Source organism: Nocardia sp. NPDC004123 (genome assembly GCF_053603795.1).
In genome coordinates this window covers 210,781-229,518 of the sequence record NZ_JBSGGG010000005.1, presented here as the reverse complement: position 1 = coordinate 229,518, position 18,738 = coordinate 210,781, and the positions used below count along the sequence as shown (strand labels likewise).

Sequence of the window (18,738 nt, the reverse complement as noted above, 5' to 3'; positions counted from 1 at the left end):
CCTGTGTGGGCCTTGCACGCACTGTCGGGTGGCGGCGGTAGTGTCTGCGGGCGTGACGACAGCCTCCGAAACCGTCAGCGCAGCATCCGCAGGTGCCGCATCCACGGGTGCAGCGAGCACCGAGAGCACCGTCCGCCTCGCCAGCGTCGGCCGGCGTATCGCCGACGAGCTGGGGGTGCGCGAGGAACAGGTGCGCTCCGCCGTCGAACTCCTGGACGCCGGGTCGACCGTGCCGTTCATCGCCCGCTACCGCAAGGAAGTCACCGGCGGACTCGACGACGCCCAGCTACGCACCCTCGACGAGCGCCTGAGCTACCTGCGTGAACTCGACGAGCGCCGGGGCTCGATCATCGAATCCATCCGCGGCCAGGGCAAATTGGACGAGGCGCTGCACGCGCAGATCATGCTCGCCGACACCAAGGCCCGCCTCGAGGACATCTACCTGCCCTACAAGCCCAAGCGGCGCACCAAGGCGCAGATCGCGCGCGAGGCCGGGCACGAGCCCGTGGCCGACGCGCTGCTGACCGACCCGACCACCGATCCCGCGCAGTACAACGCCGAGCAGCTCGACGGCGCGCGGGCCATCCTGGTGGAGCGTTTTGCCGAGGACGCCGACCTGGTCGGTGAACTGCGCGAGCTGATGTGGGAACGCGGGCAGATGAGCTCGACGGTGCGCGCGGGCAAGGAGGAGGCGGGCGCGAAGTTCGCCGACTACTTCGAATTCTCCGAGCCCTTCAGCAAGCTGCCCTCGCACCGCATCCTGGCGCTGCTGCGCGGCGAGAAGGAAGAGGTGCTCAACCTGCACCTCGAACCCGACACCGAGACGGCGTCCGATGCGGGCTCCGCAGGCTCCGCCCGTGGCGAGGACGGGCAGCGCTCGATCTACGAGGGCCGCATCGCCGTCAAGTTCGGCATCGCCGATCAGGGCCGCGCCGCCGACTCCTGGCTGCTGGACACCGTGCGCTGGGCGTGGCGGACCAAGCTGCAGGTCAGCATGGGCATCGACACCCGAATGCGGTTGCGGCAGTCCGCCGAACGCGATGCCGTCGACGTATTCGCGGCCAACCTGCGCGACCTGCTGCTCGCGGCGCCCGCCGGCACCCGCTCGACCATGGGCCTGGACCCGGGCTACCGCACCGGTGTGAAGGTCGCGGTCGTGGACGCCACCGGCAAGGTGGTCGCCACCGAGGTCATCTACCCGCACAAGCCGCAGGGGCAGACCGAGAAGTCCCTGGCCGTGCTGGGTGCACTGGTCGTCCGCTTCAATGTCGAGCTCATCGCCATCGGCAACGGCACCGCCTCCCGCGAGACCGACGCCCTTGCCGCCGAACTGATCTCGCGCATCCCCGAGAACAAGCCCACCAAGATCGTGGTCTCCGAGGCGGGCGCGTCGGTGTACTCGGCCTCCGCATACGCCTCGCAGGAACTGCCCGACATGGACGTGTCGCTGCGCGGTGCCGTCTCCATCGCCCGCCGGCTCCAGGACCCGCTGGCCGAATTGGTGAAGATCGACCCGAAGTCCATCGGCGTCGGTCAGTACCAGCACGATGTCTCCGAAACCCTGCTGGCCCGCTCGCTGGGCGCGGTCGTCGAGGACGCGGTGAACGCCGTCGGCGTCGACGTGAACATCGCCTCCGTCCCGCTCCTGTCCCGGGTCTCGGGCATTTCCAACTCGATCGCGGAAAGCATCGTGGCGCACCGCGATGCCAACGGGCCGTTCCGCAGTCGCGCCGCACTCAAGAATGTCCCGCGCCTGGGCCCCAAGGCGTTCGAACAGTGCGCGGGCTTCCTCCGCATCCGCGAGGGCGACGACCCGCTGGACACCTCCGGCGTGCACCCCGAGGCGTACCCCGTGGTACGGCGCATCCTCGATGCCAGCGGTAAGGGTGTGAAGGAGATCATCGGCAACACCTCCGCCCTGCGCGCCCTGCGGCCGGCCGACTTCACCGATGAGCGGTTCGGTGTCCCGACCGTCACCGACATCATCGCCGAACTCGAGAAGCCCGGCCGCGACCCTCGGCCCGAATTCAAGACCGCCGAATTCGCCGCGGGCATCGAGAAGGTCGCCGACCTGAAGCCCGGCATGGTGCTCGAGGGCGTCGTCACCAATGTGGCCGCCTTCGGCGCCTTCGTCGACATCGGCGTCCACCAGGACGGCCTGGTCCACGTCTCGGCCATGTCCCACAACTTCGTCAAGGACCCTCGCGAGGTCGTGAAGTCCGGCGACGTCGTGAAGGTCAAGGTCCTCGAGGTCGACGTCCAGCGTCAGCGCATCGGCCTGTCCCTGCGCCTCGACGACGAGCCCGGAAACGCCAAGCCCGACCGCGCCGACCGCGGCCCGCGCAACAACCAGGGCGGCGGCCAGCGCGGCGGCAACCGCGACAACCGGCAGGGCGGCCAAGGTGGCCAGCGCCAGGGCGGACAGCGTCAGGGCGGCGGCAACCGCAATCAGCCCGCCCCCAGCGGTTCGATGGCCGACGCTCTCCGCCGCGCCGGCTTCGGCCGCTGAGCAGCCGATCCCGAATCACCCGTCCGGCCGCACCCACACCCGGGTCCGGCCGGACGGCCGTTTCCGAACTCGGACCGGCACGGCTAACTCAGTGGGGAGCCGACCCGGTGCAGGGTGCCGTCGGGGTCGACGTAGCCGAATTCCCTTAGGCCGTAATCGGTGTCGATCGGGGTGGTGAGGCGGCCGGGCGGGTCTGCGGCAGCCCACTCCGCGTGCAGCGCGTCGGCGTCGGAGACGTAGAGGTAGACGGCCGCTGCGGTTCGTATCGAGTCGTGTTCGTCCCACTCGGTGAGGTGCAGGGATACGCGGCCGCGGTCGGCGAAGCCGTAGCGGGCGTCGCCCTCGTAGGCGTGGACGCTGAACCCGAGGCGGCGATAGCGGGCCAGGGCGGCGTCGAGGTCGAGGACCGGAATCACGGGGGCGACGCGATCGAAGGTGATGTCGTCCGGCATGGAAGCTCCGAAAAATGAAGACGCCGAGGCGGTCCCGGTTCGGGGGCGCCTCGGCGTGCTCGTGGTGGGTTATTCGACGCCGAGGGAGACCTCGGTGGATTTGATGAGGACCTTGACGGGTTTGCCGTCGGCGAGACCCAGGTCGTCGGCGGCGTCGCGGGTGATGGAGGAGGTGATCTCGTCACCACCTGTGAGGCGGATGCGCACCACCGCCATGGCCTCGCCGCGGGTGACCTGGGTGACTGTTCCATCGAGTTGGTTTCGTGTACTCAGTCGCATGGTGGTGAGCCTAGTCACCGGTGGCCGCCATTTCGATGGTGTCTGGAAGGTTGCTCAATCGCGTCGCGACCGCAGGTGATCTTGCCGTGCGGGTCGGCGGCGCGGGTAGCGTGGCGGGGGTCGACGTTCGCACGAGGGTTTCGGAGGCGACACGGGCATGCACGTACATCGGTGGTGGGAAGATGTCGTGGTGGCACACGGCAGATTGCCATTGGCATGCCTGCTTCTGGGGTTCATCGTGGGGTTCCTGCTGATCCGAATCAGCGTGCGGCTCATTCGCAAACAGGTGCGCTGGTGGCCGGGCAACGTGCGGGCGGGAGACGTGCACATCCACCACATGGTGTTCGGAGTGATCCTGGTGCTCGGCGCCGGCGTCGGTTTCGTGACGCTGTATCAGAGCAGCGTCGGCGTCACCAGTGCGCTGGCCGCCGTGTTCGGGCTCGGCGCGGCGCTGGTGCTCGACGAGTTCGCGCTCATCTACTACCTGCGCGACGTGTACTGGGAGGAGCAGGGCCGCACCTCGGTCGATGCGGTGTTCGTGGCCCTTGCCGTGACCGGGCTGCTGCTGCTCGGTTTCCATCCGCTGTGGTTGCTGAACATCGGCAATATCCGTGATCTCCGGACCGATCAGAATGTGCCCGAGCGGCTGTTCACGGTCGGGTTCGCGTTCGGGAATCTGCTGCTGGCGGCCATTGTCATTGCCAAGGGCAAGATTTGGACCGGTCTGTTCGGGATGTTCTTCCCGCCGCTGCTGGTCATCGGCGCGCTGCGGCTGAGCCGCCCGGGTGCACCCTGGGCGCGCTGGCGCTATGCCGCCGGCTCGGGCCTCATGCGGCGTGCGGTGCGGCGCGAGCGCCGCTATCGCCGCCCGGTGATCCGGGCCAAGATCTTCGTGCAGGACCTGCTGGCGGGCAAGCCCGATGCCGCGCACGTACTCCGCGCCGCCGAGGAGGAGCTGGCCCGGACCGTGGTCCCGGCCCCGCACGCGCCGCCCTCGGCCCACCTGCACCTCATGCACGGGCGCAAGCACGTGGATCGGCCCCTCGAGCCCAAGTCCGCCGAGCGTCCCCCGGAATCGGTCGATAGCCAATGAGTTGCTGACTCTCGGTCGGCGTGCCAGTGTTGAGCCATGGGCTACGTTGTCGGCGACTATCTGCTCGATCGGCTCCGGGAACTCGGCGTCACCGAAATCTTCGGCGTTCCCGGTGATTTCAATCTGCAGTTCCTCGACCATGTCATCGCCCACCCCGACATTCGCTGGATCGGCAGCGCCAACGAGCTGAACGCCGGCTACGCCGCCGACGGCTACGCGCGGCTGCGCGGCATCGGCGCGGTCGTCACCACCTACGGCGTGGGCGAGCTGAGCGCGGTCAACGCCATCGCGGGCAGCTACGCCGAGCATGTGCCCGTGGTGCACGTCGTCGGCGTCCCCGCCAAGGACATCCAGGCCGGTCACCGCGTCATCCACCACACCCTCGGCGACGGCGACTTCCACCACTTCCGCCGCATCGCCGCCGAAGTCACCTGTGCGCAAGCCGATCTCGGCGCGGCCGACGCCTGCCAGGAAATCGACCGGGTGCTGAATTCGGTTCGCGTGCACCGCCGTCCGGGGTATCTCATGCTGGCCACCGATACCGCGCGGGTGGGGGTGGCCCCGCCCGCGGCGCCGCTGGCGCCGCCCGCCGACTTCTCGAGTGCGGGCGCGCGGGCAGCCTTCGCGCAGGCGGCACGCGAATTCCTCGGCGGCCGGCGGGTGACCGTCCTCGCGGACATCTTCGTCGACCGGGTCGGAGCGACCGACCGGTTGCGCACCCTGGTCGGCCCGACCGGGGGACAACCGCACGGACTCCCGCACGCCACCCTGGCCTGGGGCAAGACCGTGGTCGACGAATCCGCCCCGAACTTCCTCGGCGTCTACACCGGCGCGGCCTCCCCGCCGCCGGTACGTGCCGCCGTCGAGGACGCCGACCGCCTGGTGACCATCGGAGTCCAGTACACCGACAGCATCACCGCGGGTTTCAGCCACCGCATCGACCCGCACCGCACCATCGATATCGGTCCCGAGCGCACGGTGATCGGGGGAGTCGACGCCTTCGCGCCGCTGTCGCTCACCGCGGCCCTGGAGATCCTCACCGAGCTCGCCCCCGAATTCGCCGCTCCCGCACCGATTCCCGCCCCGGCGGCCGCCGCCCCGGCCGCCCCGCCCGCCGGGGATGCCCCGCTCACCCAGGCCGCCCTGTGGCCCCTGGTCGCGGCAGCGCTGGGCAACAACAACATTGTGGTGGCCGACCAGGGCTCGGCCTTCTTCGGCTTGGCCACGCTGCGCATGCCGACCGGCATCACCTTTCTCGGCCAGCCGCTGTGGGGCTCGATCGGCTATGCCCTCCCGGCCGCCCTCGGCGCGGGCATCGCCTGCCCCGGCCGTCGCGCGGTCCTCGTCATCGGCGATGGCGCGGCCCAGCTTTCGATCCAGGAGCTGGGCACCTGGATCCGCGAGCAGCTGAACGGCGTGATCATCCTGGTCGACAACGACGGCTACGCCATCGAACGCGCCATCCACGGTCCGGCCGCCCCGTACAACGACATCGCCCCGTGGCGCTGGCCCGAACTCCCGCACGCCTTCGGTGGCGACGCCGAGTCCGTCCTCACCCTCCGCGCGACCACGGTCGGCGAGCTGCAACACTGTCTGAAAGCCGCGACGGACGAGCAGGACCGGCTGGTCTTCCTGCAGGTGATCACCGGCGCCACCGACTACCCGCCGCTGGTCTCGGACATTGCCTCCGCCCTCACCCGCGCGAATACCCGCACGTAGGGGCCGATTAACCGCGCGATCCCGGCGTCTGGCACAATGCTCAGGTTGCTTTGGGCGCACTGTGCCCGGGCACCGCCCAAATATCCGGAGCACGAACCGGTAGAGCGCCCTCCCCGGGTAGCCGCCAGGTTCCTCTGTTCGCGCGAACTCCAATAAGGACGGACATGAACACCCTCGACTTCGTCGACGCAAGCTCGCTGCGCAGCGACATCCCGGACTTCCGCCCGGGTGACACGGTCAACGTGCACGTGAAGGTTATCGAAGGCAACAAGGAGCGCATCCAGGTCTTCAAGGGCGTCGTCATCCGCCGCCAGAACGGTGGCATCCGCGAGACCTTCACCGTGCGCAAGGTTTCGTTCGGTGTCGGCGTGGAGCGCACCTTCCCGGTGCACAGCCCCAACCTGGACAAGATCGAGGTCGTGACCCGCGGTGACGTGCGTCGCGCCAAGCTGTACTACCTGCGCGATCTGCGCGGCAAGGCCGCCAAGATCAAGGAAAAGCGCTGAAGTAGTCGCAGCTCCCGCTGAGCCGGAGGAACGGCTCGGCGCAGGATCGACAGTCGGCTCGCCGACAACGAGTAGCCCGGCACCGCATGGTTCTTCGCGGTGCCGGGCTACTCTGTTCCGGTGGCAGACGAGAGCGAGTCGGTGACGAAGTCCGGGTCCGGCAACGGCAATGGGGCGAAGACGCCCGAGGCGCCCGAGACACCCCAGCCGAAGTCGAAGAAGAAGCAACGCCCGTTCTGGCAGGAGCTGCCCATCCTGATCGGGTTCGCGGCGCTGATCGTGGCGCTGCTGGTGACCTTCATCGGCCGGCCCTACGTCATTCCCTCGCAGTCCATGGAACCCACCCTGCACGGCTGCGCGGGCTGCACCGGCGACCGCATCTATGTCGAGAAGCTGAGCTACTACTTCGGCGATCCCGAGCCGGGTGACGTGGTGGTGTTCGTCGGCCCGACCAGCTCGTGGAACAGCCACTACAAGTCGATCCGCTCCTCCAACACCGTGGTGCGCGGGGTGCAGAACTTCCTGTCCTTCTTCGGCCTGGTGCCGCCGGACGAGAACGATCTGGTGAAGCGGGTGATCGCCACGGGTGGGCAATCGGTCAAATGCTGTGACGCGCAAGGCCGGATCCTCGTCAAGGACGACAGCCCCGGCGCCGACTGGAAGCCGCTCGACGAGCCGTACGTGAAGTTCAACAACCCCTTCGACCCTCAGCACCCGGACGTGCAGTTCAACGCGGGCGGCCGGGCCTTCCCCGAGATCAAGGTGCCCGCCGGCAATCTGTGGGTGATGGGTGACAACCGCGCCGAGTCCGCCGACTCCCGCTACCACATGAAGGACGAGCTGCAGGGCACCGTGCCGGTGAAGGATGTGCGCGGCAAGGCGGTGTTCAAGATCTGGCCGCCGAGCCGGATGGGTCCGGTCCGGGCGCAGGACCCGCAGTAGAAGCGAGAATCGCGGGATAATCGACCGGTGGGGAAGATGGCGAGGGCCGCCGGGCCCGGTGTGAGCCGGAAGGCGAGCGGCGGCAAGAAGATTCAGCGGATCGACCGCGGTGACTGGCCGCCGCGCGTGGTCATGCGGCAGGCGGGCGGGCTACGCACCCTGGAAGCCGCGCTGATCCGCAGTGGCCTCGGTCCGGTCGCGGGCGTCGACGAGGCCGGGCGCGGCTGCGCGGCGGGCCCGCTGGTGGTGGCCTCCTGTCTGCTGCCACCCAAGGCATACGCCTCCCTCGCCGGCCTCGACGACTCGAAGAAGCTCACCGAGAACGCCCGCGAACAGCTGTTCCCCATCATCAAGCGGCTCGCGCTGGCCTGGAAGGTGGTGGTCGTCCCGGCCTGGGAGATCGACGCCATCGGCATCCACGTGGCCAATATCGAGGGCATGCGGCGTGCGGTGGCCGGGCTGGATCCGGTACCCGGCTACGTGCTCACCGATGGCTTCCGGGTGCCCGGCATCCCGGTGCCGTCGCTGCCGGTGATCGGCGGCGACGCCTCGGCGGCCTGCATCGCCGCGGCCAGCGTGCTGGCCAAGGTGACCCGTGACCGCATCATGGTGGAGATGGACGAGCAATACCCAGGCTACGGATTCGCCGCCCACAAGGGCTACAACACCCCCGAGCACAATGAGGCGCTGACCCGTCTCGGCATCACCCCCGAGCACCGCCGTTCGTGGCGAAACGTCCGGGAGACCGGCCGAGTGGCTACCGACACGGCGTATGCGGGATGATGTCTCTACACCCAGTTGGGCGACAAGGAGGACGTTCCACCCGATGAGCGCCGAGGACCTCGAGAAGTACGAAACCGAGATGGAGCTATCCCTGTACCGCGAGTACAAGGACATCGTCGGGCAATTCTCGTACGTGGTGGAGACCGAACGTCGCTTCTACCTCGCCAATTCCGTCGAACTGCGGCCGCAGAACGCCGATGGCGAGGTGTACTTCGAGGTACGGATGTCGGATGCATGGGTGTGGGACATGTACCGGCCGGCGCGCTTCGTGAAGCACGTTCGCGTGATCACCTTCAAAGACGTGAACATCGAGGAGCTGGAGAAGACCGACCTGCGGCTTCCCGACTAGTCCACAGGCCGCAGGTTATCCACAGGCTCACTGTTTTCCCAGTTCGGCATGGCCGGGTCCGTCACGGGCCCGGCCATGCTGGCTGAATGGCACAGCATCTGGCGCTGGGAGCGCAGGGGGAGGAACTGGCCGCGGACTTTCTCCGCGCCGCCGGCATGGAGATCGTCGCCCGCAATTGGCGATGCCGCTTCGGCGAACTCGATGTCATCGCCCGCGAGGGCGAGGTGACGGCCTTCGTCGAGGTCAAAACCCGCCGCACCCTGACCTGCGGCCCACCCGAGGAAGCCGTCACCTACCTCAAACAGCGCCGTATTCGCGAACTCGCCGCCCGCTGGCTCCACGAACAGAACGGCCCATACCTGCGTATCCGCTTCGACGTGGTCGCCGTCCTCCTGCGTCCGGGCCGCACCCCGGAAATCCGCCACCTGAAGGCGGTGTTCTGAAATGCCTTTGGGCAGAGCCTATTCCGTCGCCGTCAACGGCGTGGAGGGCCAACTCGTAGAAATAGAAGCCGACATAGGCCAGGGCCTCCCCTCGGTCCACCTGGTCGGCCGCCCCGACACCACCCTCCAGGAATCCCGCGACCGCGTCCGCGCCGCCGTCACCAATACGGGCGAGAAGTGGCCCGACGGCCGCGTCATCCTCGCCCTGTCCCCGGCCACGCTGCCGAAGGTCGGCAGCGTGTACGACGTCGCTCTGGCCGGTGCCGTGCTGGACGCGGCCGGAGCGATTCCGTCGAATCGTCTCTCGGAGTCGGTACTACTGGGTGAACTGGCACTGGACGGCCGCGTGCGCCGGGTGCGCGGCATTCTTCCGGCGGTACTGGCGGCGCGGAACGCCGGGCGGCGCACCGTCATCGTCCCGACGGCCGCCCTGCCCGAGGCGGGCCTGGTCGACGGCATTCGCGTCCTCGGGGCGTCGACCCTGCTCGAATTACTGGATTGGCTGCGTGGCGGCGGTGAGCTCGCGCTTCCCGATCCGGTCCAGCCGACGGCCGAGACATCGATCGGGGACCTGCGCGAGGTGGTGGGCCAGGACGAGGCGCGCTGGGCCCTGGAAGTGGCCGCGGCGGGCGGGCATCACCTGCTGCTGACGGGCCCGCCCGGCATCGGGAAAACCATGTTGGCGCAACGGCTTCCAGGCTTGCTGCCGCCGCTGCGCGAGCGGGATTCCCTGGAGGTGACCGCGATTCACTCAGTGGCGGGCACACTGTCCGACGATGCCCCGCTGATCACCGCGCCGCCCTTCGTGGCACCCCATCACTCGTCGTCGGTCACGGCGATGATCGGCGGCGGTTCGGGCTCCGCCCGGCCCGGGGCGGTCAGTTGCGCCCATCGCGGCGTCCTGTTCCTGGACGAGTGTGCCGAGATCGGCAGCAAGGTTCTCGAGGCGCTGCGAACTCCCTTGGAGGAGGGCGAGGTTCGCATCGCGCGCCGGGACGGGGTGTCGCGTTTCCCGGCCCGATTCCAACTCGTCCTCGCGGCCAACCCGTGCCCGTGCGCACCCGCCCGCGATATCGACTGCATCTGCGCGCCCCTGGCCCGCCGTCGCTACCTCGGCAAACTCTCCGGCCCGCTGATGGATCGCATCGATCTCGCGGTGCAGATGCACGCCCAGGCCGCCGGAGCCTTCACCGGCGACGAGGTCGAGAGCAGCGAACAGGTGCGTGCCCGCGTGACGGCGGCACGGAACGCGGCCGCCCGACGATGGGTCGAACTCGGCATGACCACCAATGCGGAGGTGCCCGGTCACACACTCCGCCAGCGCTTCCGGTTGCCCCGTGAGGCGCTCGCCCCGGTCGAGAACGCCCTCCAGCACGGCCGCATGTCCGCCCGCGGCGCCGACCGCGCGATCAGAGTTGCCTGGACCGTCTGTGACTTGCGTGGCGGTGATGTGCCCAGCGCACAGGACGTCCTGCAGGCATTGAGCTTTCGACAGCGAGGTGGAGCATGAGCGAGACGTCGGACAACTCCGATTCGATGGGGCGCACTGGCGTGTGCCACGAATCCAATTCGGCCGCAGAGGATGTGGCGGCGGGAGCACCGGTCGCGCCGTCCTCTCGAAGTGCTGCCAGTGCGACCGGCACCGGGCTTGGTCGGTCTGGTTCGGTCTGCATCACCGATTCCGGGTCACGCGCACCCGGTCACGTCAGCGAATTCGGCCGGGGCTCCGGGTGGACGGGGGCGAAGCACGGCGCGAAAGGCGCTGTGGGCGGGGCAGTTGCGGGTGGGGATGCCGATGAGAGGCGGTTGGCTTGGGTGTATTTGTCGCGGGTGGTGGAGGGGCCCTGTGCGGCGTTGTCGGCGTTGATCGGGTCGGTGGGGGTGGTGGAGGCGGCGCGGGCGGTGCGGGAGTGTGCATTGCCCGAGGTGTTGCGGGGGCCTACCGAGCTGCGGCGGGGGATCGACCGGGCGGAAAGGGATTTGGCGTATATCGAGCGGTTGGGTGGGCGGGTGGTGACGCCGGACGATGCGGAGTGGCCGGCCTGGCGGATGCTCGGACTGGGGCAGTTGGATCCGGCGCAGGATGCGGATGCGGCTGTGCCGCTGGTGCTGTGGGTGCGGGGGCCGCGGTCGCTGCTGGAGACCACCGAGCGGGCGATCGCGGTGGTGGGGGCGCGGTGCAGCACCGGGTACGGAAATCATGCGACCGGCGAGATTGCCGGTGCGCTCGCGGCGCGCGGGTGGACGATCGTGTCCGGGGCGGCATTCGGGATCGACGGGATGGCACACCGGGCCGCGCTGGCCGTCGGCGGTATGACGATCGCCGTGCTCGCCTGCGGTCCGGATCGGCCGTATCCGGTGCAGCACGATCAGCTGCTGGCCGAGATCGTCGATACGGGTCTGGTCGTCACCGAGTACCCACCCGGCACCTCCGCGCACAAACACCATTTCCTGGCCCGCAATCGGCTGATAGCGGCCTTCGCGGACGGTGTGGTAGTGGTGGAGGCCGGGATGCGCAGCGGGGCACGCAACACGGTGAAATGGTGCCGTCGGCTGGGCCGGCCCGCGATGGCCGTTCCCGGCCCGGTCACCTCGGCCGCCTCGGTCGGCTGCCACCGCATGATCCGCGAGGGCGAAGCCTTCATCGTCACCCGCGCCGAGGACATCCTCGACGAAGCCGGGCCGCTGCGCCTGTCCCTGCCGGGCGCGGTCCCACCCAGCCCCGAGGACGACCTCTCCGGCGACGAGGCCCTGGTCTTCGCCGCCCTCCCCAACACCGGTTCCCGCCTGCCTCGTGGCCTGGCCACCGACACCGGCCTCCCACTGCCCGCCGTGCGGGCAACATTGTCCGCCTTGGAGATCGCCGGCCTGGTCGCCTGCGACGGCAACGGCTGGTACCGCACCACTCACCCGACCTCGGCCACCGCCGCCATAGTCGCCGCCCATGACCGCCATCGTTGACCAACCGGCCCGCCTGCACAGCAATGTGGTGCCGGGTATGGACAACCGCTGGTGGCCGGGACGTGTGATGGGCGCGGCGGCGGGGGAGCTTGATATGTGGCGGGATTCGGGTCAGCGTGGACGGATGAGTGAGCTGCCCGAGGATGTGGAGGCATTGCTGGCCGAGTACGGGCGGCACTTGCGGTTGGGGCGGAATCGGTCGGAGCATACGGTGCGGGCGTATGTGGGCGATGCGCGCGGGTTGCTGGAGCATTTGCTGGGGCGGGCGGTGGATTCCGGTGTGGGAGAGGTGGATCTGGCGTTGCTGCGGTCGTGGCTGGCGGCGCAGTCGGCGGGGGGAGCGGCGCGGACCACCATGGCGCGGCGAGCCTCGTCGGCTCGGACGTTCACGGCCTGGCTGACGCACACGGGGCGGCTGGCGGTGGATCCGGGGCCGCGGCTGGGGTCGGCGCGGGCGCATCGGGTGCTGCCGTCGGTGCTGGGGCGCGAGCAGGCGCAGGCGGCCATGGCAGCGGCGGAATCTGGTGCGGCGCAGCATGATCCGATGGCCTTGCGGGATCGGCTGATTGTCGAGATGCTGTACGCGACCGGGATCCGGGTGAGCGAGCTGTGCGGGCTCGACATCGAGGACGTGGATCGGGAACGGCGGCTGGTGCGCGTGCTGGGCAAGGGGAACAAGGAGCGGGCGGTGCCGTTCGGCGTGCCCGCCGAGCAGGCGCTGGACGGCTGGCTGCGGTTCGGCCGGGCTGCCTTCGCCACTGCGGAGTCGGGGCGCGCGCTACTGCTGGGTCGGCGCGGGCGACGCATCGACCAGCGGCAGGCCAGAACTGTTGTGCACGAGGTGGTTTCCGCCATTCCGGGCGCACCCGATATGGGCCCGCACGGTTTCCGTCACACCGCCGCGACCCATCTGCTCGAGGGCGGGGCCGATCTGCGGGTGGTGCAGGAGATCCTGGGCCACGCCAGCATGGCCACCACACAGCTGTACACCCACGTGTCGATCGATCGGCTCAAGAAGGTGCACGACCAAGCCCACCCGCGCGCCTGATCGTCATGCGAATCCCCGACTCGGCCGAACTGCTGCCCGGCGCCGCCGATTCATCTGTGGTGCTGCACATTCCGCACTCCGCTCGCACGATTCCCGCCGCTGTCCGCACGGAACTGCTGCTCGATGACGGGGCGCTCGACCGCGAGCTCGACGCCATCACCGACGCCCATACCGCGCGGCTGGCCGACGCGGCCGCGCGCCTGTCGCCCACTCGGCCATGGCAATTCGTGAACCGGATGTCCCGGCTGGTCGTCGACCCGGAGCGGTTCCCGGACGAGCGGGAGGAGATGCTCGCCGTCGGCATGGGTGCGGTGTACACCGCCACCACGGACCGGATGCCGTTGCGGGCGGCCGATTTCGATCCCGCACCGTTGCTGGACCGCTACTTCCACCCCTATGCGCAGGCTATGACGGATCTGGTCGCCGATCGTCTGTCGGCGACCGGCCACGCGGTGATCATCGACGTCCACTCCTACCCGGCTCAGCCCCTGCCCTATGAGCTGCACGGTGACCTACCACGTCCGCCGATCTGCCTGGGCGCGGACGCCTTTCACACGCCGACCGAACTGCTCACCCGTGCGGCCGGGGCCTTCGTGGACTGCGGCGGCGTCGGCGTCAACAGCCCGTTCGCGGGAACCTATGTGCCACTGGACTTCTACGGCACCGAACCCCGCGTCACCGCGTTGATGGTGGAGATCCGCCGCGACCTGTACCTGTCCGAACCCGGCGGCCCGCCCGGCCCCGGAATCGATCGCCTGGCTGCCGCCCTGGCCGCGCTTATTGCCGATATCCGGTGACCGACGGCCTATCGAAATACTATCGACGACCTATCGGAATTCATGCTAGCGTCACTTAGGTAATCCTAATTATGGAGGCTTCCTTTGGCACGCACACGCATCACGCTGGTGGTCCAGAACACGATCCGGCTGACCGATCACCTGATCCGGGTCCGGCTGGGCGGCCCCGGCTTCGCGTCCTTCCAGCCCAACGACCGCACCGACGCCTACGTCAAACTGGTCTTCCCCGGTGTCGACGGCGACACCGTACGCACCTACACCGTGCGCGAGGTGGATCGCGCGGCGCAGGAGCTCGCCATCGACTTCGTCTACCACGGTGACGAGGGCGTCGCCGGACCGTGGGCCGCCGCGGCCCAGCCGGGCGACACCATCGACCTGATGGGCCCGGGCGGCGCCTACGCCCCGCGTTCCGATGCCGACTGGCATCTGCTGGCCGGCGACGAATCCGCACTCCCCGCCATTGCCGCGGCCTGCGAGTCGCTGCCCGCCGATGCGGTCGGGCAAGTGTTCGTGGAGGTTGCGGATCCCGCCGACGAGCTCGCCTTCGCGCACCCGGAGGGCGTGGAGCTGACCTGGATTCACCGCGGCGCGGACGAACCGGGAGTGCGCCTCGCCACCGCCGTCCACTCCGCCCCCTGGCGTGAGGGCCAGGTGCACGTCTTCATCCACGGTGAAGCCCAGGCCGTCATGCACGACCTCCGCCCCTACATCCGCAAGGACCGCGGCGTCCCCACCGACTGGGCATCCATCTCCGGTTACTGGCGGCGCGGCCGCACCGAAGAGGGCTTCCGCCGCTGGAAGTCCGAACTCGCCGAACGCGAAAAGGCCACCCCCGCAGCCCTTTAGCCGATCCATTCCTCCCGACTCGGGTGGCCCCCTACGGCCCGCCGCACGCATGTGCGGCGGGCTCCGCGGGCACATCCCCAGCGTTCTCTGCAGCACATAACCGAGATCGGCAATGCCGCTGTCGCGAGGCGCACAGCACGACGACGCGGCCCTCTGCGCGATAGGTCAGACGAATCCCATGTCGACGAGGTCGAATCCGTTGGGGCGGACCACATACCGCTGACCGGATCCGCCGACGACTCGGCACCAGCTTTCGACTGTCAGTTCCGGTGTCGTGCCCGGCTGGGACGGCTTGATGCTGAAGCCGCCGCACATTCCGGGCACGGTAATCCACATGAGCGGGGTTTGGGCCTCGGCTAGTGGACCGAGCTGGAGCAGCCGTAGCCGGGTTTCCGGGACGAAATCGTAGGCGCGGCCGGGGATTACGGCGTCAGCACGTGTTCGAGTTGGTCGAGGTGTGGTTGCCGGACCGAGTGGCGGGGCCGTGGTGTGAGGATCGCCTCCAGGTGCATGTGTCCCCGTCGTGCCAGGCGCCGCCTCGGACAACATGTTTCGGTCCCGGACACCCCCCACCGCAGTGCCATACCCGAAAGCTCAGCGGGTAGCGTCGATGATCATGACGACCCCATCCTCCCTGCGTGAACGTCTGCGCGCCGCGCTGCCCGTGGCGATGAAGGCTCGCGATCGCAATGCCACCGCGGCGCTTCGTTCGGCGCTGGGCGCTATCGACAATGCCGAAGCTGTGGACGGTTCCGATGTTCGCGCCGGGGCCATCGAGTCCAGTGCTGTGGGGCTGGGCGCGGCTGAACGTGCTCGCCGCGACCTCACCGAGTCCGATATCGCCGGTATCGTGCGTGCCGAGATCGACGACCGTCTCACTGCCGCAGGGGAATACGATGCGCTCTCCGGTGGGGCGGACCGTGCCGCCTCGCTGCGCGCCGAGGCCGCTGCCCTCTCCGCTCACCTCGCGGATGGCTGAGGCCGTGCGCTTCAGCGTGGCCGGACGGTTCCGATGTAGCGGTGTGCGAACCAGCGCTGGATGAGTCGCACGATCGGGCCGCCGAGGCGGGTGTACCAGGCGCCCGGTTTCGAGAACGCGGCAATGAGCCCGTGGACCGAGCCGTCGGCGGGGTCGTATTCGACGCAGAACAACTCCTCACCGCTCTCGGGGTGGCCGGGGAGGGTCCCATAGGCGAAACCGCGCCGATCCGGCTCGTCGAGGACGTAGACGACCCGGCACGGCGCGCTCACGCCGATCGGCCCCAGCCCGAGCCGCACCGTCAGCTCGGTTCCCGGCTCGGCTACCGGCGTGGTCGCGTCCCGGAAGATCCCGGTACCGCGCTGCATCCCGTACCCGAGAATGTGGTCGGCCGCCTGCTCGAACAGCGCTCGGCCCGAACCGATATGCCTGCGTAGCCGGAAATGGTCGTAGCCCGGCGGAAATTCACCCGCGGTCGCGCCGACATCGGAGTACGTGAAGGGCGCGGGTTTCTGCGACATGGTCACCATCCTCGCTCGGTTTCGAAGTTCACGTCCATGCGGCCGGGAGGGGCCGGGATGTCGCCGGTGAGGGGCTTGAGCCGGATCGGAGTGCGGTGGAGCAGCCCGAGCGGATCGAGGTATTCGCCGTCCCGCCGGGCTCCCCAGTGCAGGCATGGAGAGCAGGGCGGGTGTCCGGCCTCCAGCAGCCCGATCGGTGTGCCGCGAGTCAGCCTGCGGCCCACGGGAATTGCCGCGGTGACTGGCTCGTAGGTCGTCCGGAGTCCGCCGGGATGGTCGATGGAGACAACCGGTTTGCCGGCCACGATTCCCGCGAAGACGACGATGCCGTCCCCGGCCGCGAGCACTACCTGCCCCCGATCGCCCGCCAAATCCACCCCCCGATGCCCCGGCAGCCAATCGTGTTCGGGCTTGTCGAAGGCACGCACGACCCCGGGCCGCGGCCGCAGCGGCCAGTCGAAATCGCCGCCGGGCGCTGGTGAACCGCCGGCAGCAGGCATGGCGGCGCACAGCCCGATCAGGCTCGTCGCGCACGCACCGGCCACGACCCGGACGACCGTGCCGCCCGGACCGTGCCCGCGCGATGCGAGTCCAAATCTGGTGTGCAGTCCGGGGGAAACGCCCGCGCCCGCGGCATTCGAAGCCGTCAGGGACGGCACGGCTGAGACGTCGGTGTGCTGGGTGGGAGGCGGTGGTTCGGGCATGGGAATCAGCCTGCGCCGCGGTGGGGGCGGTGGGCGAGAGGGTGCACGGCGAGTGTGGATGACACGACCGGTTGTGGACAACGTGAATGTCAGTTGCTGGGTCGCGTCAGGGAGTAGTGGATCATCGGGCCGAGTACGCCCTGGACGGTTTCGAAAGGACGCATTCCCAGGCGCTCCACAACGGCTCGTGAGGCGGTGTTGCCTTCGTCGATTTCGGCGAGGACTCGATCCAGCCCGAGCGTGTCGAAGGCGTAGTCCAGGACCGCGGCTGCGGCCTCGCCTGCCAGGCCGCGGCCCCAGCGGCCGGGGGTCAGGCTGTAGACGATCTCCAGGTCGGGGCCGCCGTCGAGTCCACGCAATCCAGCCGTGCCGACCAGTGGCCCGCCGCTCCTTTCTCGGAGCGCCCAGAGCCCGAAATTCACGGTGGCGAAACTATTTTCGGAATTCGTGATGATCCGCGTGACCTCATCGACGGAGAGCATTTCGCCGTCGAAGAGGAATTCGCGGACGTGCGGGTCATGCCACAGCGCCACGAGTTCGTCGCGATCGCTCGCGCGCACCGGTGTGAGCGCCAGTCGCCCGGTTCGCAGCATTGCCCCACCGTAGGCCGCTGACCTGCGATTGCGCACCTGAGTAACGCGCACCCCCCGGGCCCGATTTCGGTCTGACGCCTCCGCTGCGTAAACTGATCCAGCGGTTTGCGTGAACGCAGACCGACTTCGCGCGCCCACAGTGAGTGTCGCCGGCTGGTCCCACTGATTCGTTTTCGGAGGGTTCCGGTGGCCGTGAGCGCCAGGGCAGGGATCGCCGATTCCTGTGTCAACCAGCAACGAGAGGAAGTTACGGAGCCATGGCTGTCGTAACAATGAAGCAGCTGCTCGATAGCGGCGCGCACTTCGGTCACCAGACCCGCCGGTGGAACCCGAAGATGAAGCGGTTCATCTTCACCGACCGCAACGGCATCTACATCATCGACCTGCAGCAGACGCTGACCTACATCGACAAGGCCTACGAGTTCGTCAAGGAGACCGTTGCCCACGGCGGCACCGTTCTCTTCGTCGGCACCAAGAAGCAGGCCCAGGAGTCGATCGCCTCCGAGGCGACCCGCGTCGGCATGCCCTACGTGAACCAGCGCTGGCTGGGCGGCATGCTCACCAACTTCTCGACCGTCCACAAGCGGCTGCAGCGCCTGAAGGAGCTGGAGTCGATGGAGCAGACCGGCGGTTTCGAGGGTCGCACCAAGAAGGAAATCCTCATGCTGACGCGTGAGAAGAACAAGCTGGAGCGCACCCTGGGCGGCATCCGGGACATGGCCAAGGTTCCCTCGGCCATCTGGGTTGTCGACACCAACAAGGAGCACATCGCCGTCGGTGAGGCTCGCAAGCTGAACATCCCGGTCATCGCGATCCTGGACACCAACTGCGACCCGGACCTGGTCGACTACCCGATCCCGGGCAACGACGACGCGATCCGCTCGGCCGCGCTGCTGACCAAGGTCGTCGCCTCCGCCGTCGCCGAGGGCGTGCAGGCTCGTGCCGCGCGTGCCACCGGCGATGCGAAGCCCGAGGCCGGCGCCGGCGAGCCGCTCGCCGAGTGGGAGCAGGAGCTGCTGGCTCAGGCCACCCCGGCCGCCGAGCCGGAGACCGCGGCCGAGGCCGAGGTGAAGGAAGAGCCGGCCCCCAAGACCCCGGCCGACTTCTGATTTCCAGCCGCGAGGCATCTGTTCACCTTGCCGACCGCTCATGTTCCATGACGGTCGGCAAGGTGTGACCCCCACAGACTTTCACTCACAAAGGGAGGCTCGCCC

21 protein-coding genes are annotated in these 18,738 nt (G+C 68.8%); 15 read left to right on the top strand and 6 right to left on the bottom strand.

Annotated elements, in window-relative coordinates; translation table 11 throughout:
• The first annotated feature begins 157 nt into the window (after positions 1–157).
• Positions 158–2,509, top strand: a complete 2,352-nt coding sequence (locus ACWEQQ_RS09200; protein WP_452347956.1) for a Tex family protein — start codon at positions 158–160, stop codon at positions 2,507–2,509.
• An 83-nt stretch (positions 2,510–2,592) separates the two neighbouring features.
• On the opposite strand, the gene ACWEQQ_RS09195 is transcribed toward ACWEQQ_RS09200, so the two are convergent.
• The gene (locus ACWEQQ_RS09195; RefSeq protein ID WP_452347856.1) at positions 2,593–2,961 is read right to left on the bottom strand and encodes a bleomycin resistance protein; all 369 of its coding nucleotides are present in this window, start codon (positions 2,959–2,961) and stop codon (positions 2,593–2,595) included.
• A 69-nt stretch (positions 2,962–3,030) separates the two neighbouring features.
• A complete protein-coding gene (locus tag ACWEQQ_RS09190; protein WP_452344328.1) occupies positions 3,031–3,240 on the bottom strand; it encodes a TOBE domain-containing protein in 210 nt (69 codons plus the stop codon).
• A 157-nt stretch (positions 3,241–3,397) separates the two neighbouring features.
• Between ACWEQQ_RS09190 and ACWEQQ_RS09185 the strand changes: the two genes are divergently transcribed.
• From ACWEQQ_RS09185 to ACWEQQ_RS09130, 12 genes are all read left to right on the top strand, one after another.
• Positions 3,398–4,333, top strand: a complete 936-nt coding sequence (locus tag ACWEQQ_RS09185) for a hypothetical protein (RefSeq protein ID WP_452344329.1) — start codon at positions 3,398–3,400, stop codon at positions 4,331–4,333.
• A gap of 36 nt (positions 4,334–4,369) precedes the next feature.
• Positions 4,370–6,052, top strand: a complete 1,683-nt coding sequence (locus ACWEQQ_RS09180) for an alpha-keto acid decarboxylase family protein (protein ID WP_452347855.1) — start codon at positions 4,370–4,372, stop codon at positions 6,050–6,052.
• A gap of 164 nt (positions 6,053–6,216) precedes the next feature.
• Positions 6,217–6,558, top strand: coding sequence for a 50S ribosomal protein L19 (gene rplS, locus ACWEQQ_RS09175; protein ID WP_033086110.1), 342 nt, complete (start codon positions 6,217–6,219; stop codon positions 6,556–6,558).
• A 120-nt stretch (positions 6,559–6,678) separates the two neighbouring features.
• A complete protein-coding gene (gene lepB, locus ACWEQQ_RS09170) occupies positions 6,679–7,500 on the top strand; it encodes a signal peptidase I (protein ID WP_379401136.1) in 822 nt (273 codons plus the stop codon).
• 27 nt (positions 7,501–7,527) lie between these two features.
• On the top strand, positions 7,528–8,283 hold the full coding sequence (locus ACWEQQ_RS09165) for a ribonuclease HII (protein ID WP_452347854.1): 756 nt from the start codon (positions 7,528–7,530) through the stop codon (positions 8,281–8,283).
• A 43-nt stretch (positions 8,284–8,326) separates the two neighbouring features.
• Entirely contained in the window at positions 8,327–8,632 is a 306-nt protein-coding gene (locus ACWEQQ_RS09160; protein WP_040859817.1) for a DUF2469 domain-containing protein, read from the top strand.
• Positions 8,633–8,718: 86 nt separating this feature from the next.
• Positions 8,719–9,075: a YraN family protein gene (locus tag ACWEQQ_RS09155; RefSeq protein WP_452344332.1), complete on the top strand. Its 357-nt coding sequence runs from the start codon at positions 8,719–8,721 to the stop codon at positions 9,073–9,075.
• A 1-nt stretch (position 9,076) separates the two neighbouring features.
• Positions 9,077–10,585, top strand: a complete 1,509-nt coding sequence (locus ACWEQQ_RS09150; protein ID WP_452347853.1) for a YifB family Mg chelatase-like AAA ATPase — start codon at positions 9,077–9,079, stop codon at positions 10,583–10,585.
• 296 nt (positions 10,586–10,881) lie between these two features.
• Positions 10,882–12,036, top strand: a complete 1,155-nt coding sequence (dprA, locus tag ACWEQQ_RS09145; protein ID WP_452347852.1) for a DNA-processing protein DprA — start codon at positions 10,882–10,884, stop codon at positions 12,034–12,036.
• Between the two features lie 124 nt (positions 12,037–12,160).
• On the top strand, positions 12,161–13,084 hold the full coding sequence (locus ACWEQQ_RS09140) for a tyrosine recombinase XerC (protein WP_452347955.1): 924 nt from the start codon (positions 12,161–12,163) through the stop codon (positions 13,082–13,084).
• Between the two features lie 5 nt (positions 13,085–13,089).
• On the top strand, positions 13,090–13,881 hold the full coding sequence (locus ACWEQQ_RS09135; protein WP_452347851.1) for an N-formylglutamate amidohydrolase: 792 nt from the start codon (positions 13,090–13,092) through the stop codon (positions 13,879–13,881).
• A gap of 84 nt (positions 13,882–13,965) precedes the next feature.
• Positions 13,966–14,727 carry a siderophore-interacting protein gene (locus tag ACWEQQ_RS09130; protein WP_452347850.1) on the top strand — a complete coding sequence of 254 codons (762 nt, stop codon included), beginning with the start codon at positions 13,966–13,968 and terminating at the stop codon, positions 14,725–14,727.
• 165 nt (positions 14,728–14,892) lie between these two features.
• Here the strand turns inward: ACWEQQ_RS09130 and ACWEQQ_RS09125 are convergent, their stop codons facing one another.
• Positions 14,893–15,063 (bottom strand): hypothetical protein, encoded by a 171-nt coding sequence (locus tag ACWEQQ_RS09125; protein WP_452347849.1) that lies wholly within the window; start codon positions 15,061–15,063, stop codon positions 14,893–14,895.
• Between the two features lie 280 nt (positions 15,064–15,343).
• Between ACWEQQ_RS09125 and ACWEQQ_RS09120 the strand changes: the two genes are divergently transcribed.
• A complete protein-coding gene (locus ACWEQQ_RS09120) occupies positions 15,344–15,706 on the top strand; it encodes a hypothetical protein (protein ID WP_452347848.1) in 363 nt (120 codons plus the stop codon).
• Between the two features lie 11 nt (positions 15,707–15,717).
• Here the strand turns inward: ACWEQQ_RS09120 and ACWEQQ_RS09115 are convergent, their stop codons facing one another.
• From ACWEQQ_RS09115 to ACWEQQ_RS09105, 3 genes are all read right to left on the bottom strand, one after another.
• On the bottom strand, positions 15,718–16,227 hold the full coding sequence (locus tag ACWEQQ_RS09115; RefSeq protein WP_452347847.1) for a DUF1990 family protein: 510 nt from the start codon (positions 16,225–16,227) through the stop codon (positions 15,718–15,720).
• A gap of 2 nt (positions 16,228–16,229) precedes the next feature.
• Entirely contained in the window at positions 16,230–16,727 is a 498-nt protein-coding gene (locus ACWEQQ_RS09110; RefSeq protein WP_452347954.1) for a M23 family metallopeptidase, read from the bottom strand.
• 293 nt (positions 16,728–17,020) lie between these two features.
• A complete protein-coding gene (locus tag ACWEQQ_RS09105; protein WP_452347846.1) occupies positions 17,021–17,524 on the bottom strand; it encodes a GNAT family N-acetyltransferase in 504 nt (167 codons plus the stop codon).
• A 257-nt stretch (positions 17,525–17,781) separates the two neighbouring features.
• On the opposite strand from ACWEQQ_RS09105, the gene rpsB reads away from it, so the two are divergent.
• Positions 17,782–18,633, top strand: a complete 852-nt coding sequence (rpsB, locus tag ACWEQQ_RS09100; RefSeq protein ID WP_354837680.1) for a 30S ribosomal protein S2 — start codon at positions 17,782–17,784, stop codon at positions 18,631–18,633.
• Positions 18,634–18,738 lie beyond the last annotated feature (105 nt).

Bases quoted from the DNA above. Each gene is read 5' to 3' on its own strand.
- ACWEQQ_RS09195 (WP_452347856.1), bottom strand. From the start codon at position 2,961: ATGCCGGACGACATCACCTTCGATCGCGTCGCCCCCGTGATTCCGGTC.
- ACWEQQ_RS09190 (WP_452344328.1), bottom strand. From the start codon at position 3,240: ATGCGACTGAGTACACGAAACCAACTCGATGGAACAGTCACCCAGGTC.
- ACWEQQ_RS09185 (WP_452344329.1), top strand. From the start codon at position 3,398: ATGCACGTACATCGGTGGTGGGAAGATGTCGTGGTGGCACACGGCAGA.
- ACWEQQ_RS09180 (WP_452347855.1), top strand. From the start codon at position 4,370: ATGGGCTACGTTGTCGGCGACTATCTGCTCGATCGGCTCCGGGAACTC.
- rplS (WP_033086110.1), top strand. From the start codon at position 6,217: ATGAACACCCTCGACTTCGTCGACGCAAGCTCGCTGCGCAGCGACATC.
- ACWEQQ_RS09160 (WP_040859817.1), top strand. From the start codon at position 8,327: ATGAGCGCCGAGGACCTCGAGAAGTACGAAACCGAGATGGAGCTATCC.
- ACWEQQ_RS09155 (WP_452344332.1), top strand. From the start codon at position 8,719: ATGGCACAGCATCTGGCGCTGGGAGCGCAGGGGGAGGAACTGGCCGCG.
- ACWEQQ_RS09150 (WP_452347853.1), top strand. From the start codon at position 9,077: ATGCCTTTGGGCAGAGCCTATTCCGTCGCCGTCAACGGCGTGGAGGGC.
- ACWEQQ_RS09140 (WP_452347955.1), top strand. From the start codon at position 12,161: ATGAGTGAGCTGCCCGAGGATGTGGAGGCATTGCTGGCCGAGTACGGG.
- ACWEQQ_RS09135 (WP_452347851.1), top strand. From the start codon at position 13,090: ATGCGAATCCCCGACTCGGCCGAACTGCTGCCCGGCGCCGCCGATTCA.
- ACWEQQ_RS09125 (WP_452347849.1), bottom strand. From the start codon at position 15,063: ATGTGGATTACCGTGCCCGGAATGTGCGGCGGCTTCAGCATCAAGCCG.
- ACWEQQ_RS09120 (WP_452347848.1), top strand. From the start codon at position 15,344: ATGACGACCCCATCCTCCCTGCGTGAACGTCTGCGCGCCGCGCTGCCC.
- ACWEQQ_RS09115 (WP_452347847.1), bottom strand. From the start codon at position 16,227: ATGTCGCAGAAACCCGCGCCCTTCACGTACTCCGATGTCGGCGCGACC.
- ACWEQQ_RS09110 (WP_452347954.1), bottom strand. From the start codon at position 16,727: ATGCCTGCTGCCGGCGGTTCACCAGCGCCCGGCGGCGATTTCGACTGG.
- ACWEQQ_RS09105 (WP_452347846.1), bottom strand. From the start codon at position 17,524: ATGCTGCGAACCGGGCGACTGGCGCTCACACCGGTGCGCGCGAGCGAT.
- rpsB (WP_354837680.1), top strand. From the start codon at position 17,782: ATGGCTGTCGTAACAATGAAGCAGCTGCTCGATAGCGGCGCGCACTTC.